Annotated in this window: 13 protein-coding genes; 4 read left to right on the forward strand and 9 right to left on the reverse strand. The window is 67.8% G+C overall.

The window, feature by feature from the left end:
- Positions 1–149 precede the first annotated feature (149 nt).
- The 6 genes from infB to trmB all read right to left on the reverse strand — a co-directional run bounded on the left by infB (position 150) and on the right by trmB (position 7,687).
- On the reverse strand, positions 150–3,182 hold the full coding sequence (gene infB / locus ASF81_RS13535) for a translation initiation factor IF-2 (protein ID WP_055809451.1): 3,033 nt from the start codon (positions 3,180–3,182) through the stop codon (positions 150–152).
- A 108-nt stretch (positions 3,183–3,290) separates the two neighbouring features.
- Positions 3,291–3,950, reverse strand: a complete 660-nt coding sequence (locus tag ASF81_RS13540) for an RNA-binding protein (RefSeq protein WP_039247141.1) — start codon at positions 3,948–3,950, stop codon at positions 3,291–3,293.
- 18 nt (positions 3,951–3,968) lie between these two features.
- A complete protein-coding gene (gene nusA, locus ASF81_RS13545) occupies positions 3,969–5,702 on the reverse strand; it encodes a transcription termination factor NusA (protein ID WP_055809455.1) in 1,734 nt (577 codons plus the stop codon).
- On the reverse strand, positions 5,702–6,301 hold the full coding sequence (gene rimP / locus ASF81_RS13550; RefSeq protein ID WP_055809459.1) for a ribosome maturation factor RimP: 600 nt from the start codon (positions 6,299–6,301) through the stop codon (positions 5,702–5,704). Before rimP ends, nusA begins: the two co-directional genes overlap by 1 nt.
- A 139-nt stretch (positions 6,302–6,440) precedes the next feature.
- Positions 6,441–6,935 carry a DUF1993 family protein gene (locus ASF81_RS13555; protein WP_055809461.1) on the reverse strand — a complete coding sequence of 165 codons (495 nt, stop codon included), beginning with the start codon at positions 6,933–6,935 and terminating at the stop codon, positions 6,441–6,443.
- A gap of 35 nt (positions 6,936–6,970) precedes the next feature.
- The gene (gene trmB, locus ASF81_RS13560; protein ID WP_055809464.1) at positions 6,971–7,687 is read right to left on the reverse strand and encodes a tRNA (guanosine(46)-N7)-methyltransferase TrmB; all 717 of its coding nucleotides are present in this window, start codon (positions 7,685–7,687) and stop codon (positions 6,971–6,973) included.
- Between the two features lie 149 nt (positions 7,688–7,836).
- Between trmB and ASF81_RS13565 the strand changes: the two genes are divergently transcribed.
- The 4 genes from ASF81_RS13565 (at position 7,837) to arfB (ending at position 11,598) form a co-directional block, all read left to right on the forward strand.
- Positions 7,837–9,315: an amidohydrolase gene (locus ASF81_RS13565; RefSeq protein ID WP_055809467.1), complete on the forward strand. Its 1,479-nt coding sequence runs from the start codon at positions 7,837–7,839 to the stop codon at positions 9,313–9,315.
- A complete protein-coding gene (locus ASF81_RS13570) occupies positions 9,315–10,655 on the forward strand; it encodes an amidohydrolase family protein (protein WP_055809470.1) in 1,341 nt (446 codons plus the stop codon). Before ASF81_RS13565 ends, ASF81_RS13570 begins: the two co-directional genes overlap by 1 nt.
- A gap of 83 nt (positions 10,656–10,738) precedes the next feature.
- Positions 10,739–11,197: a YaiI/YqxD family protein gene (locus tag ASF81_RS13575; RefSeq protein WP_055809473.1), complete on the forward strand. Its 459-nt coding sequence runs from the start codon at positions 10,739–10,741 to the stop codon at positions 11,195–11,197.
- Positions 11,194–11,598, forward strand: coding sequence for an alternative ribosome rescue aminoacyl-tRNA hydrolase ArfB (gene arfB / locus ASF81_RS13580; RefSeq protein ID WP_055809476.1), 405 nt, complete (start codon positions 11,194–11,196; stop codon positions 11,596–11,598). Before ASF81_RS13575 ends, arfB begins: the two co-directional genes overlap by 4 nt.
- A gap of 3 nt (positions 11,599–11,601) precedes the next feature.
- On the opposite strand, the gene ASF81_RS13585 is transcribed toward arfB, so the two are convergent.
- Genes ASF81_RS13585 through ASF81_RS13595 form a run of 3 tightly spaced genes read right to left on the reverse strand, consistent with a single transcriptional unit; the run spans position 11,602 to position 14,446 of the window.
- A complete protein-coding gene (locus ASF81_RS13585) occupies positions 11,602–12,060 on the reverse strand; it encodes a hypothetical protein (protein ID WP_235559373.1) in 459 nt (152 codons plus the stop codon).
- A 29-nt stretch (positions 12,061–12,089) separates the two neighbouring features.
- A complete protein-coding gene (ubiB, locus tag ASF81_RS13590) occupies positions 12,090–13,670 on the reverse strand; it encodes a 2-polyprenylphenol 6-hydroxylase (RefSeq protein WP_055809484.1) in 1,581 nt (526 codons plus the stop codon).
- Positions 13,658–14,446: a class I SAM-dependent methyltransferase gene (locus ASF81_RS13595; RefSeq protein WP_055809488.1), complete on the reverse strand. Its 789-nt coding sequence runs from the start codon at positions 14,444–14,446 to the stop codon at positions 13,658–13,660. The genes ubiB and ASF81_RS13595 overlap by 13 nt, the downstream gene beginning before the upstream one ends.
- Positions 14,447–14,483 lie beyond the last annotated feature (37 nt).

The following is a 14,483-nucleotide window of genomic DNA, read 5'->3' on the forward strand; positions in this document are numbered from 1 at the left end:
GCGATGAACGGCCGCCGTTCGCGAATGCACAGCCATGGGCGTTGGCGAAGCGCGAACGAACACTTCGAACGCATCGTGTCCGTGCCTCAAAAGAAAAGGCCCGGAACCTGAGTTCCGGGCCTTGGTCTCTTCGTGCTCGCGACGAGGAACTAGTCCAGCGCGCGCTTGATCTCTTCGACCGTGAAGCACTCGATGTAGTCGCCTTCCTTGATGTCCTGGAAGCCCTGGAACTGCATGCCACATTCCTGGCCGGCCGTGACCTCGTTGACCTCGTCCTTGAAACGCTTGAGCGTGTTGAGCGTGCCCAGCTCCAGCACCACGACGTCGTCGCGGATGATGCGGACGCGCGCGCCCTTGCGGACCACGCCTTCCGACACCCGGCAACCGGCGATCTTGCCGATCTTGGAGATGTCGAACACCTGAAGGACAGCAGCGTTGCCCAGGAAGGTTTCGCGTTGCAGCGGCGCCAGCATTCCGGACAGCACGCCTTTGATATCGTCCAGCAGGTCGTAGATGATCGAATAGTAGCGGATCTCGACCCCTTCGCGCTCGGCCAGATCGCGCGCCTGTTTCGAGGCGCGGACGTTGAAGCCGAGGATCGGCGCACCGGCCGACTTGGCTAGGTTGACGTCGCTCTCGGTGATGCCGCCGGCGCCGGAGTAGACCGTGCGGGCGCGCACCTCGTCGGTGCTCATCTTGTCCAGCGAACCCATGATGGCTTCGGCCGAACCCTGCACGTCCGCCTTGATGACGACCGGCAGTTCCGAGGCCTTCTTGGAGCCCAGCTTGGCCATCATGTCGACCAGCGACACCGAGCCGCCCGAGACCTGAGCCTTTTCGCGCTTCACCCGCTGACGGTATTCGGTCAGCTCGCGGGCGCGGGCTTCGGATTCCACCACGGCGAAGACGTCGCCCGGCGAGGGCGCCTCGTCCAGGCCGAGGATCTCGACCGGAACCGACGGACCGGCTTCGGTCAGCTGCTCGTTGCGTTCGTTCAGCAGGGCGCGAACCTTGCCCCACGATCCGCCGGCGACGACGATGTCGCCGCGCTTCAGCGTGCCGCGCTTGACCAGGACGGTGCCGACCGGACCGCGACCCTTGTCCAGCTTGGCCTCGATGACCACGCCCTCGGCCGAACGATCGGCGTTGGCGCGCAGGTCCATGACCTCGGCCTGGATCAGGATGGCTTCCAACAGGCCGTCGAGGTTCATCCGCTCCCTGGCCGAGACCTCGATGATCTGGGTCTCGCCGCCCAGGCTTTCGGCGATGACTTCGTACTGCAGCAGCTCGTTGACGACCTTCTGCGACGTCGCGCCGGGCTTATCCATCTTGTTGACCGCCACGATCAGCGGCGCGTTGGCCGCCTTGGCGTGTTGGATAGCTTCGATCGTCTGCGGCATGACGCCGTCGTCGGCGGCGACGACCAGGACCACGATGTCGGTCACATTGGCGCCGCGCGCCCGCATGGCCGAGAAGGCGGCGTGGCCCGGGGTGTCCAGGAAGGTAACCTTCTGATCGTCCGGCAGGCGAACCTGATAGGCGCCGATGTGCTGGGTGATGCCGCCGGCTTCGCCGCCGGCGACGTCGGTCGTGCGCAGGGCGTCGAGCAGCGAGGTCTTGCCGTGGTCGACGTGGCCCATGATGGCCACGACCGGCGCGCGGGTGTCGGAGGCGTCGGCGTCGTCGGCCTCGCCCAGGAAGCCGGTTTCGATGTCGGATTCCGAGACGCGCTTGACGGCCATGCCGAACTCTTCAGCCACCAGTTCAGCGGTGTCGGAATCGATCACGTCGTTGATCTTCATCATCAGGCCCTGCTTCATCAGGAACTTGATGATGTCGACGCCGCGCACGGCCATCCGGTTGGACAGCTCCTGCACGGTGATGACGTCGGGAATGACGACTTCACGCGGACGGTTGGGCGCATCGGTCGAGCCGCCCTTGCGCTTTTCCTTCTCACGTTCGCGAGCACGGCGGACCGAGGCCAGCGAGCGCATCCGCTCGGCGGCGTCGCCGTCGCCGACCACGGACTGGATGGTCATGCGGCCTTCGCGGCGCTTGGGCTCGCCGCGCGTGCGGCTGACGGCCTTGCCGGCGTCGGAGAAACGCTTCTCGCGATCGTCGTCACGACCGGCCGGACGACCGAAGCCGGCGCCGGGCGCTCGGGCCGGACGCAGAACATTGGCCTCCGCCGGCGGGGCGTTCGGGGTCGGACGACCGCCAGGGCCGGTGCGCGCGCCGCCGGGACGGGCGGCGCCCGGCGCCGGACGCGGATTCAGGGCCGAATAGCGGACGGGCTCGGCCGGCTTGGCGCCTTGCGGACGCTGACCGCCAGGTCCGGGACGGGCGCCCTGCGGACGGTCGCCTTGCGGCCGATCGCTCTGGGGGCGGTCCGAATAGGCGCGATCGCCGCCGCCCATCGCCTGCTCGCGGGCCGAACGGCCGCCGAAGGCCGGACGCTCGGGTGCGGCGCGTTGGGGATTGCCGGGCTTGGGCACACGTTGGCCGAAGTTGACCACCGGGCGGGCCGGAGCGGCCGGACGGGCGGGCGCAGCCGGGGCCGGAGTCGCGGGCGCCGGGGTGGGCGCGACAGGCGCAGGCGCGGCGGCCACGGGCGCGGCCGGCTTGGGGGCGGGCTTGGCCGGCGCGACAGGCGCAGCCGCCGTCAGCTTGGCGGCTTCGGCGCGTGCAGCTTCTGCGGCGGCCTTGGCGGCGGCGGCCTCGTCGCGAGCGGCCTGGGCGGCGCGTTCGGTGGCGGCGGCCTGTTCGCGGGCTGCGGCGTCTGCGGCGGCCTTGGCGGCGGCGGCTGCGTCAGCCTTGGCGGCGTTCGCTTGCGTGGCCAGGGCGATGGCGCGACGGCGGGCTTCCTGCTCCTCGGCCGACAGGGCGCCGCCGGCGGGTTGCGACGGACGCGGACCTTGCGGACGCGGCGCCTGAGCGGCCTGTTGAGGACGCGCGACATCGAAGCCCTGCGGACGTTGCGGTCCGCCGGCGCCGGCGCGGCGCTTGGTCTCGACCACCACCGTCTTGGATCGGCCATGGCTGAAGCTCTGCTTCACGGTGCCGGTCGGCACCGATCCCACAACGCGCGGCTTCAGGCTCAGCGGAGCGCGCGGCCCCGTCTGGGACGGCGTGCCGCCCGTGTTGCCCTGGCCTTGGTTGGTCTTGTCGTTTTCGTCGCTCATCCGGTCGCTTTACTCGGGGCGGAAAGGCCCGCCGTCCTCATCTAATACCCATGAACGACCGTGAGCCCGTCTCCGCCCTTGGAGACAGGCCCTCGGCCGCTAAAATCCTCAACTCGCCCCTGTAGGGGGTGCTCCCGCCGATCCGTCCTCGACACTGGAAACGTCCCAGTGAGGGGGGCGAAGCGGCCGAAATCCAGCCAATCGTTCGACCTCGATGGTCCACCGATCGGCGCGTCCGCCCGCAAGCAGGACGGCGTGTATCGCATTTTCCAGCCCAAGGGCCAAACTCAAATCGTCCGCCGTGAACGCGCCGCAGATCTTGGCGGTCTGATGACGGGCCAGGGCGAGGATCTTTCCGCGCCCGTCGGCCGAGCCGTCGGCGGCTTCCAGCACCCAGGCGGCCTTGCCTGCACGCAGGCTCGCCGCGGTTTTTTCGAAGCCGGATATAAGAACGCCTTCGCGCCGGGCAAGACCCAGCTGGTCGAGACAGCGCCTTGCCAGCAGCCGTTCGACGACATCGGCCAGGTCGGCCGGGGCGGTCAATTTGGTCTTGGCCGCGCGGGTGAAGCCGTTCTTCTTGACCGCCGCCTCGACAGAGGCGCGACTGGCTTCGACCCACAGGCCGCGTCCGGGCAGCTTCCTGCCCAAGTCGGGGACCACCTGGCCATCGGGCCCGGCGACGAAACGGATCAGGCGAGATTCGTCCATGACCTCGTGAGAGACGAGGTCCCGGCGTTCCCTATCGATCGTTGCGTCGCGCAAGCTCATATGTGGCCAGGTCTCCCATCACGCGTTCGACGGTTCGGCGTCGGACTCTTCGCCCTCGGCCGTGTCGTCTTCGGCGGGCGCGTCGCCGAACACCTGATCCGGATCGTATTCGCCCTCGGCGTAATCGCCCTCGTCTTCGTACTCTTCCGGCTCGGGCTGCGGCAGTTCCGAAGCATCGATCCAGCCGGCGGCGACGCGGGCCTGCAGGATCAGCAGCTCAGCGTCTTCTTGCGCCAGGTTGAAGCTTTCCAGCACGCCGGGGACCTTCACCCGCTCGCCGTTCTTGACCTCATAGCCGCCGCGGATTTCGTCGGTGGCCAGGTCGGCCAGATCCTCGACCGTCTTCACGCCGCCTTCGCCCAGGGCGACGGCGATCGGCAGGGTGACGCCCGGCACCTGAAGCACGCCGTCCTCGACGCCCAGTTCGACGCGCTTGGCGTCCAGCTCGGCGGCCTTCTTGTCCAGATATTCGCGGGCGCGGGCCTGAAGCTCTTCAGCGGTCTCTTCGTCGAAGCCTTCGATCTCGGACACTTCGTACGGATCGACGTAGGCCAGATCTTCGACCGTGGCGAAGCCTTCGGTAACCAGCAGCTGGGCGATGACTTCGTCGACGTCCAGGGCTTCCTGGAACAGTCCGGTGCGCTCGGCGAACTCGCGCTGACGACGCTCGGAGTCCTGAGCCTCGGTGATGATGTCGATCTGCCAGCCGGTCAGTTGCGAGGCCAGGCGGACGTTCTGGCCGCGACGGCCGATGGCCAGCGACAGCTGCTCGTCCGGCACGACCACTTCGACGCGACCGGCTTCTTCGTCCAGCACGACCTTGGAGACTTCGGCGGGGGCCAGGGCGTTGACGATGAATGTCGGCTCGTCCGGATTCCACTGGATGATGTCGATCTTCTCGCCCTGCAGTTCGGCGACGACCGCCTGAACGCGCGAGCCGCGCATGCCGACGCAGGCGCCGACGGGGTCGATGGAGCTGTCGTTCGACAGGACGGCCATCTTGGCGCGCGAGCCCGAGTCACGGGCGGCGGCGCGGATCTCGATCACGCCGTCATAGACTTCTGGCACTTCCTGGGCGAACAGCTTGGCCATGAAGCCGGGGTGGGCGCGCGACAGCATGACCTGCGGGCCCTTGGCCTCGGGGCGGACGTCGTAGATGTATGTGCGGATACGGTCGCCGATGTTGAACACTTCGCGCGGGATGGATTGATCGCGGCGCATGACGCCTTCGCCCCGACCCAGGTCGACGATGGTGTTGCCGTACTCGACGCGCTTGACCGTGCCGTTGACGATCTCGCCGACGCGATCCTTGAACTCTTCGTACTGGTTGGCGCGCTCGGCCTCGCGGACCTTACCGGTCACGACCTGGCGAGCCATCTGGGTCTGAACACGACCGAACTCGAACGGCGGCAGGTTCTCGACATATTCCTTGCCGACCACCGCCTCGGGATCACGCTTGGAGGCGTCCTTCAAGCGCACCATGGCGCTGTCGTTGAACTCTTCCAGCTCGTCTTCCGGCATCCAGTCGTCCTCGACGATGGTGACGTGACGGGTCAGCGACAGCTCGCCGGTCTTGTGGTCGATCTTGGCGCGGATGTCGTGGTGCGCGCCGTAGCGCGACTTGGCGCCCTTCTGGATCGCTTCTTCGATCGCCTCGATGACGATTTCGCGCTCGATGTTCTTCTCGCGGGCGACAGCCTCGGCGATCTGCAGCAGTTCGAGGCGGTTGGCGGAAATACCGGTGACGGCCATCAGGCGTTGTCCTCAGAAGGGGTCGTGGTGTCGGTTGTCAGGTCGGAGCCTTCCCCTTCGGGAAGGCCGTCGTCTTCGGGTTCGCCGCGTGCGGCGCGAATGGCGGCGCCCCGTTTCATCAGGGCGTCGGTCAGGACCAGCTTCGCGTCGCTCAGCCAGTCGAAGGGGATCAGGGCGGTGTCGTCCTCGCCGTCCAGGTCGATCAGGACGTTGCCGTCTTCATAGCCGGCCAGCACGCCCTTGAACCGCTTGCGGCCCTCGATCATCCGGTCGGTTTCCAGACGCGCCTCCTCGCCCTCGAACAGGTCGAAGTCGATGGGACGCGTCAGGGGCCGGTCGATGCCGGGCGACGACACCTCCAGCATATATTCGCCGGGGATGGGGTCGGCGGCGTCGAACACTTCCGACACCGCGCGGCTCAGCTTGGCGCATTGTTCGACCGAGATGTCGTGGTCGGACGGGCGCTCGGCCATGATCTGAAGGCGCTGGCGCTTGGAGCCGGTCATCAGGCGCACGCGCACGACATCCAGGCCCAACGACTCCGCGATGGGGTCGATCAGGTCCAGCAGCTGGCGATCCTGGGCGGTTCTTGCGCGCAAGCGACGAGTATCCAAAACAAAAGCGGCGGTCCGTCCGGGCCGCCGCTTGGAACGACGCCGTTGGACGCCGGTCTAACGATGTGAGCGCCATATAGGCCAACCGAAAGGGGTTGTCAGCCCCCCGCGATCAAGCCCGCCGTCAGCGCGGCCCCAGATAGTCGCGCTTGCCGATCTCGACACCCGCCGCGCGCAACAGGGCGTAGGTCATGGTGACGTGGAAAAAGAAGTTCGGCAGCGCAAACCCGGTCAGATAATCGACGCCGTTGAACTCGTGCTGCCCGCCGGGGAATTTCAGCACCACTTCGCGCGTCTCGGCGCCCTGGAAGGCGTCGCGGGGCACGCTTTTGATATAGGCGATGGACAGGGCGATAGTGGCCTTCAGCTCGGCGAACGACGCTTCGGTATCGTCGGTCTTCGGCCAGTCCTGTCCGACCAGCCGGGCGACGCAGGCCCGCGCCGAGAACGCCGCCGTGCGCACTTGGGCTGGGAACGGGTTCATGTCCGGGGCGAGACGCGCCTCCATCAGGGCCGCCTCATCGAACCCTTGGGCAAGCGCCTTGTCGAGCAAGGCCGACAGATTGTTCAGCGTGCGCACGAAGACGGGCGCCGAGGCGTCGTAGATCGAAAAGGCCATGGAGGTCAGGTCCGGTTGGAACGGCCCCTTAGCTGCTAATCGACGCGCCGATATTCAAGGAAGACCGGGGTGGTGTCGCCAAGCTTCTTTTCTTCGTAGCGGGTCACGACGTGATCGGCGGGTGGGACGAACCAGTCCTGATAGGCTGGACCTATTCGCTCCAGTCCCGGCGTGCGATTCAGCCGCTCCAGCGCCCATTCGGCGTAGTCCAGCCAATCGGTGACGAAGCGCAGGGTCCCGCCGGGCTTTAGGATGCGTGCGAAGGCCTGGGCCGTCTCGTCCTGCAGCAGGCGGCGCTTGTTGTGGCGCGCCTTGTGCCAGGGGTCGGGGAACAGGATCAGCACCCGGTCAACCGAGGCGTCCGGCAGGGCGTCGACCAGGTCGCGCGCGTCGTCGGCATGGATGCGGACGTTCTTCAGTCCGCCCTCTTCCACGTGACGCAGGGCCGAGGCGACCCCGTTCAGGAAGGGCTCGCAGCCGATCACCAGGGCGTCGGGCCGCGTCGCCGCCTGGGCGGCCATGTGCTCGCCGCCGCCGAAACCGATCTCCAGCCAGACCTCGGTCGCCTCGGGCATCATCGTCTTGGGGTCCAGCGGCCCGGCCTTGGGATCGGGCACGGCGATCTCGGGCAGCAGGGTCTCCATCAGCGCCGCTTGGCGGGGCTTGATGGGGCGGGCCTTGATGCGGCCGAACGATCGCAGCGGGCGGTCGAGATGCGGGTTTTCGTCCTCGGGACGGTCATCGGCGTTCATGCGTCTGCCGTTAGCCGTCGCCGGCCAAAGCGTCCAGAACTAGCGTCCAGAAGACGAACGCCGAAACCTTTTGACGGTCGCGGCCGAACGCCCTTCTATGCCCATCGTAAGCGGCGTCGGGGCTGACGCTTCGCGGGAGAGGGATTTCGATGATCGGACATCATCTGCGGGGCGTCAGCCTCGCGGCCATTACATGCGCCATGCTGGGCCTGTCGGCCTGCGCCACCACCGGCTCGACCCCTGATGATACGGCCGCGAAACCGTCAAAGGACCGGACCTTGGCCGCCGGTCTGGATCCCGCGACGACGCTGGATCCCTATCCCTCCACCTATCAGCCCCTGCCGCGCGAGAACTTCGCCGTGGTCGGCGCCACCGTCCTGACCGGCACGGATCGCAAGATCGAGAACGGCGTGGTCGTGGTCACGGACGGCAAGATCGCCGCCGTCGGCGACGCCTCGACCCCCGTCCCTTCCGGCTATCGCGTTGTCGAGGCGCGCGGCCGCTATGTCACCCCCGGCGTCATCGACGTGCACAGCCACCTGGGCGTCTATCCATCGCCCGGCGTCTCGGGCATGAGCGACGGCAACGAGGCGACCAGCCCGAACACCGCCCAGGTCTGGGCCGAACATTCGCTGTGGCCCCAGGACCCTGGTTTCAACACCGCCCGCGCCGGCGGCGTGACCACGCTTCACATCCTGCCCGGGTCGGCCAATCTGTTCGGCGGACGCGGCGTCACGATCCGCAACGTGCCCTCGATCACCATGCAAGGGCTGAAGTTCCCGGCTGCGCCCTATACGGTCAAGATGGCCTGCGGCGAGAACCCGTCGCGCGTCTATGGCGGGCGCAACCAGAGCCCGGCGACGGGCATGGGCAATATGGCCGGCTATCGCGCCGCCTTCATCGCCGCGCGCGACTACAAGGCCAAATGGGACAAGTGGCGCGAGGACGGCGAAGGCGCCGCCCCGACCCGCAACCTGCAGAACGAGACCCTGATGGGCGTTCTGGACGGGTCGATCCTGATCCAGAACCACTGCTACCGCGCCGACGAGATGGCGCTGATGATGGATATGGCCAAGGAGTTCGGCTACCGCATCACCACCTTCCACCACGCGACCGAGGCCTACAAGCTGGCGCCGCAACTGGCCGCCAACGGCATCTGCGCGGCCATGTGGACCGGCTGGTGGGGCTTCAAGATGGAGGCGCTGGACGCCATCGAGGAGAACGCCGCCCTGGTGGACGCCCAACAGGGATCGTGCGCCGTCATCCACTCCGACGACGCCGAGCTGACCCAGCGATTGAACCAGGAAGCCGCCGCCGCCCTGTCGGCCGGTCGCCGCGCCGGGCTGAATATTTCCGAAGAACACGCCATCGGCTGGATCACCTCCAACGCCGCCAAGGCCATCGGCATCGCCGACCAGACCGGGTCGCTGGAGCCCGGCAAACGCGCCGACGTGGTGATCTGGAGCGCCGATCCCTTCTCGATCTACGCCCGCGCCGATCAGGTCTTCATCGACGGCGCCCTGACCTTTGATCGCAGCAACCCCGCCTATCAGCCGACCAGCGACTTCGAACTGGGTCAGCCGGGCTATGGCCTGACCGCCGCCAACGTCACGGAAGGAGCCCGCTGATGCGCCTGTCTCACATCCTCGCGGGCGCCGTCGCGGCCCTGTCTCTCGCCGTCCCTGCGATGGCGCAGGAAACCGTCGCCATCGTCGGCGGGCGCATCCTGACCGGAAACTCCGTGATCGAAAACGGCACGGTCGTCATGCGCGACGGCAAGATCGTCTCGGTGGGCTCGGGCGGCGCGCCGTCCGGCGCCCGCGTCATCGACGCGGCGGGCAAGACCGTCGCGCCCGGTTTCGTCGCCGTGGATTCCGGCCTGGCCGGGACCGAAGTCGGCTCGGTCAGCGGCACCAATGAGCTGCGCAACAGCGCCAATACACTCAGCGCCGCCTTCGACATCTCCTACGGCCTGGACCCCTGGTCCTTCACCCTGCCGGTCGCGCGGCTGGGCGGCATCACCCGCGCCATCGTCGTGCCCCAGCATCCCGGCTCTTCCGGCGGCCATGTCCATGAGGACGAGACGGCCGGCGCCGGCGACGGCGGCTATCAGACGCCGGGCCTGTTCGCGGGTCAGGCGGCGATCATCAATCTGGGCCAGGGCTCAAACATCCTGGTCAAGCCGCGCGTGGCCATGGTCGCCCCCTTCGGCGAAGCGGGCGCCAATATCGCCGGCGGCGCGCGCGGGGCGCAGTTCGTCCTGTTCAAGGAGACGCTGTCGGAGGTTCGCCTCTATGCCCGCAACAAGTCGGCCTATGAGCGGGCAGGCCTGCGCGATCTCAGCCTGTCGCGCGCCGATCTTGAGGCTCTGATCCCCGTCGCCAACGGGACGATGCCGCTGATCGTGACCGTCCACCGCGCCTCGGACATTCAGCAGGTGCTGCGCCTGGCGCGCGAGGAAGGGATCAAACTGATCCTGGACGGCGCCGAGGAAGGCTGGCTGGTCGCCGGCGACATCGCCGCAGCCGGCGTGCCGGTGCTGCTGAACCCCATCTCCAACCTGCCCAGCGATTTCGAGATGCGGGCGGCGCGGGCGGAAAACGCAGCGGCTCTGAACGCGGCGGGCGTCGTCATCGCGATCAAGGGCAACGAGGGCTCGACCCACCGCGCACGCGAGGCCCGTTACAACGCGGGCAACGCCGTCTCGCACGGCTTGCCCTATAGCGCAGCCATCGCCGCCCTGACGGTCAATCCGGCCAGGATCTTCGGCATGGCCGGTCAGTTCGGCCAGATCGCGCCGGGCGCAGCGGGTGACGTGGTGGTTTGGTCTGGCGATCCGCTGGAGCCGCTCAGCCAGCCGTCGGCCGTCTTCGTCAATGGCGTCGAACAGCCCCTGACCAGCCGCCCGCTGATGCTGCGCGACCGCTATCGCCAGCAGACGCCGATGCCGCCGGCCTATCGCAACTGAGGACCGCTTTGGTCTGAACGGAAAGGGCGGGGCCGGACGGTCCCGCCCTTTTTCATTGGCCGCGTCCGCGCTAGGTCAGGCCCATGCCCACCGTGCTCTACATCGACGCCGACGCCTGCCCCGTGAAGGAAGAGGTGTATCGCGTCGCACGCCGCTATGGGCTGAAGACCTATGTCGTCTCCAACACCTGGATGCAGGTTCCGCGCGAGCCGCTGATCGAACAGGTGGTGGTGGACGCCGGCCCCGACATCGCCGACGACTGGATCGCTGAGCGGGCGGGCGTAGGCGACGTGGTCATCACCGCCGATATCCCCTTGGCGGACCGCTGTCTGAAGTCGGGCGCACAGGCGCTGAAGTCGAACGGCCAGCCCTTCACCCCGGACTCCATCGGCTCGGCCCTTGCCGGACGGATGGTGGGCGAGCATCTGCGGTCGATGGGCGTGGCCACATCCGGTCCGCCGCCGTTCTCGGCCGCTGACCGTTCGCGTTTCTTGCAGGCGTTGGATCAGGCGGTGGTCAAGGCGCGCAAGGCGGCGACATGACCACTGTCATCCCCGAGGACGAGCTGGAGTTTCACTTCTACCGCGCGGGCGGTCCTGGCGGGCAGAACGTCAACAAGGTGTCGACCGCCGTTCAGATGCGGTTCGATGTGAAGAACTCGCCGTCGCTGACCGATCCGGTCAAGGCGCGGCTGATGAAGCTGGCCGGCAGCCGGCTGACGCTGGAAGGCGTGATCCTGATCACCGCCGTGCGTCACCGCACCCAGGAGCGCAATCGCGCCGACGCCATCGACCGGCTTCAGGCCATGGTCGACGAGGCCTCGATCCGTCCCGTCTATCGCGTGCCGACCCGGCCGACCAAGGCGTCCAAGGAACGCCGCCTCAAGGCCAAGACGACCCGCGCCTCGATCAAGTCGGGGCGCGGCAAGCCTTCGCTGGACTGACGATCAGCTCTCGGCCGGGCGGAACAGCAGGGCGGCGATCTTGTCCTCGGCGTCGAAGCCGATCAGCCATTCGGTAACCTGATTGTCGAAGGTGACCTTGAACATTTGGGCCTCGCCTTCCTGTTTGACGTATTCGACCGTCTTGACGGCGCCGAAGCCCTTGAGCAGCGGGACCACCTGCGCCTCCTGCTGACGGATCTGGGTTCCAAGGCCGGTAGTGAAATCCGAATAGTCAAAACCGGTCCCCTGGGCGCTGGCGATCACGGCGCGCAGCGCCTCTTCCGAACGGGCGATGTCGGGAGCCTGGGCGGCGGACGCCGTTGCGGGCGCAGCGGCGGGGCGGGCTTGAGGCGCTGCGGCTTGAGCCGGGCGGTCGAAGCCGTTCGGCACGGCGCCGGCGGCGGCCTGAGCCAAGGCGGGCACGGGCGCCAGCAGCACGGCGGCGGCGATAGCGGTCTTCATCAAGGTCGGCTTCATAGCGAAAGCTCCGGTCAGGTCAGATAGGGCCAGAGCGAAAGGCCCAGGGCCGCCAGGGCCGCGATGACCGCGACCGTGACTGAAGCCGTCACCCAAGCCGGAGTTCCCGACTTTTCGATGACCACCGCCGCCGGGCGCGGCGGCTCCTGAACCAGGCGCGAGATGGCGCGGGCGGCGGCGATCATTTCGTTGATCGCGTCACGCGCCTGGGCCTGCGGTCCCAGCTCGCGGCGGATCCAGCGTTCGACCACCGGCTGGGCGGCCTTCCACAGATCGTGATCGGGTTGCAGCCGGCGCGCCACGCCCTCGACCGAGACCATGGTCTTTTGCAGCAGGATCAGTTCGGGCCGCAGCCGCATGTCGAACAGGGCGGTGATCTCGAACAACTGGCCCAGGAGCCGGCCCATCGACACCTGGCTGGCGGCACGGCCGATCACCGGCTCACCGACGGCGCGCAGGGCTTGGGCGAAGGTCTCGACCGAGTGGTGCGGCGGGACGTAGCCGGCCTCGAAATGCACGCGCGAAATCCGGTCGTAGTCGCGGCTGATGAAGCCCCACAGAATCTCGGCCAGATAGCGCCGCTCCGCCGGTCCCAATCGCCCGACGATGCCAAAGTCGATCGCCGTCAGATGAGCCGGCGCGCTGGCGAACAGATTGCCCTCGTGCAGGTCGGCGTGGAACACCCCATGGTCCAACGCCTGGACCAGGAAGGCACGCACGACATTGTCGGCCAGCTGATCCTTGTCCAGTCCCGGCAGGTCCAGCAGCGCCGGATCCGTCATGGGCACGCCTTGGGCCCACTCCAGCGTCAGCACGCGCTTGCCCACCCCGTCCCAGATCACGGCCGGCGCGGACATATATCCGTCCTTGGCCAACACCTCGGCCATCTCGCTGGCGGCGGCGGCCTCCAGCCGCATGTCCAGCTCCAGATCCAGCGAGTTGGCGATGGTCTCGACAAAGGCGGACGGCTCCAGCCGCCGCGCCATCGGCACGAGCCGCCAGACGAGCCGCGCGGCCAGCCGCATTGAATCCAGGCCATTGGCGACCCGCCGCTCGACCCCCGGCCGCAGCACCTTGACCGCGACGGCCCGCCCATCGGCCAGTGTCGCGCGGTGCGCCTGGGCCAGGGAGGCGGCGGCGACCGGCGGACTGAGGTCTATGAACAGGCTTTCGGCCGGACGACCCAGCGACTTCTCGATCTCGCGACGCGCCTCTTCCAGAGAGAACGGCGGCAGGGCGTCCTTCAACCGGCCAAGATCGCGCGCGAATTTCAGCCCGAAGATATCGGCGCGCGTCGCCAGGACCTGACCCAGTTTGATCGCCACGGGGCCCAGATGCTCGAACGCCTTGCCCAGCCTCTGGCCCGGCCGCCCCTGACGCCCGGCCCGACCTGAGAACAGTTGCACGAACCGGGCGAACGGCCGCGTCCAGGCCGGCAGCAGATGGGTCACCTCGCGCGGGATCAGGGCGTCATGACGCGCCAGGACCCACAGCCAGCCCAGTAGGCGCAGGAAGGACGCAACCGGGTTCTGGACCGCGACCGTCGCGGGCGGCGGCGGGGCCGTGCGATAGATCCGGCTGGTCAGATCGCCCACCCATGATGGATGGCGGCGATCCCGCCCGACAGATTGGTCACGGACACGCGGCAAAAGCCGGCGTCCTCGATCATGCCCTTGAACGTATCCTGATCGGGGAAGCGACGGATGCTCTCGACCAGATACTGATAGCTGTCGCGATCCTTGGCGACCCAGCCGCCGATGCGCGGAATGGCGTGGAAGGACCAGGCGTCGTAGACCTTGCGGATCGGCGTGGTCGTGGGGCGCGAAAACTCCAGGCACAGGAACCGACCGCCCGGCTTCAGCACCCGGCGCGCCTCGGCCAGAGCCTTGTCGATATGGGCTACGTTGCGGATGCCGAAACTGATCGAATAGGCATCGACCGAGGCGTCCGGCAGCGGCAGGTTCATGGCGTCGCCGACGCTCCACTGCATCTCCGGTTCGCCGCCCTTGTGGACGCCCGCCAGGATCATCTCGGCGTTGTAGTCCAGCACGATGACATTGGCGTCCTCGCCGCCGCGCCGCTCCTGGGCTGCGCGCGCCATCTTGGAATAGCGACGCGCCATGTCGCCGGTGCCGCCCGCAACATCCAGAATGGTCTCGCCGGGACGCGGGTTCAGCTTGGCGGCGGCGATGTCCTTCCAGATGCGGTGGACGCCCATGCTCATCAGGTCGTTCATCACGTCGTAGTTGGAGGCGACGGAATCGAAGACCCCGCGCACCATCTTCACCTTCTCGCGCGCATCCACGTCGCGAAAGCCGAAGGAAGAACGATCACCCGACGAATGCGGGCCGTGGGAGGAGGCGTCGGTCATAGTCGTCGTCTAGCGCGTCGCAGCGCCCCCGTCATCC

The sequence above is a fragment of the Brevundimonas sp. Leaf168 genome, assembly GCF_001423685.1.
Taxonomy (GTDB): Bacteria; Pseudomonadota; Alphaproteobacteria; order Caulobacterales; family Caulobacteraceae; genus Brevundimonas; species Brevundimonas vesicularis_C.

Excerpts from the sequence above, each read along its gene's own strand:
- infB (WP_055809451.1), bottom strand. The coding sequence starts at position 3,182 with ATGAGCGACGAAAACGACAAGACCAACCAAGGCCAGGGCAACACGGGC.
- ASF81_RS13540 (WP_039247141.1), bottom strand. The coding sequence starts at position 3,950 with ATGAGCTTGCGCGACGCAACGATCGATAGGGAACGCCGGGACCTCGTC.
- nusA (WP_055809455.1), bottom strand. The coding sequence starts at position 5,702 with ATGGCCGTCACCGGTATTTCCGCCAACCGCCTCGAACTGCTGCAGATC.
- ASF81_RS13555 (WP_055809461.1), bottom strand. The coding sequence starts at position 6,935 with ATGGCCTTTTCGATCTACGACGCCTCGGCGCCCGTCTTCGTGCGCACG.
- trmB (WP_055809464.1), bottom strand. The coding sequence starts at position 7,687 with ATGAACGCCGATGACCGTCCCGAGGACGAAAACCCGCATCTCGACCGC.
- ASF81_RS13565 (WP_055809467.1), top strand. The coding sequence starts at position 7,837 with ATGATCGGACATCATCTGCGGGGCGTCAGCCTCGCGGCCATTACATGC.
- ASF81_RS13570 (WP_055809470.1), top strand. The coding sequence starts at position 9,315 with ATGCGCCTGTCTCACATCCTCGCGGGCGCCGTCGCGGCCCTGTCTCTC.
- ASF81_RS13575 (WP_055809473.1), top strand. The coding sequence starts at position 10,739 with ATGCCCACCGTGCTCTACATCGACGCCGACGCCTGCCCCGTGAAGGAA.
- arfB (WP_055809476.1), top strand. The coding sequence starts at position 11,194 with ATGACCACTGTCATCCCCGAGGACGAGCTGGAGTTTCACTTCTACCGC.
- ASF81_RS13585 (WP_235559373.1), bottom strand. The coding sequence starts at position 12,060 with ATGAAGACCGCTATCGCCGCCGCCGTGCTGCTGGCGCCCGTGCCCGCC.
- ASF81_RS13595 (WP_055809488.1), bottom strand. The coding sequence starts at position 14,446 with ATGACCGACGCCTCCTCCCACGGCCCGCATTCGTCGGGTGATCGTTCT.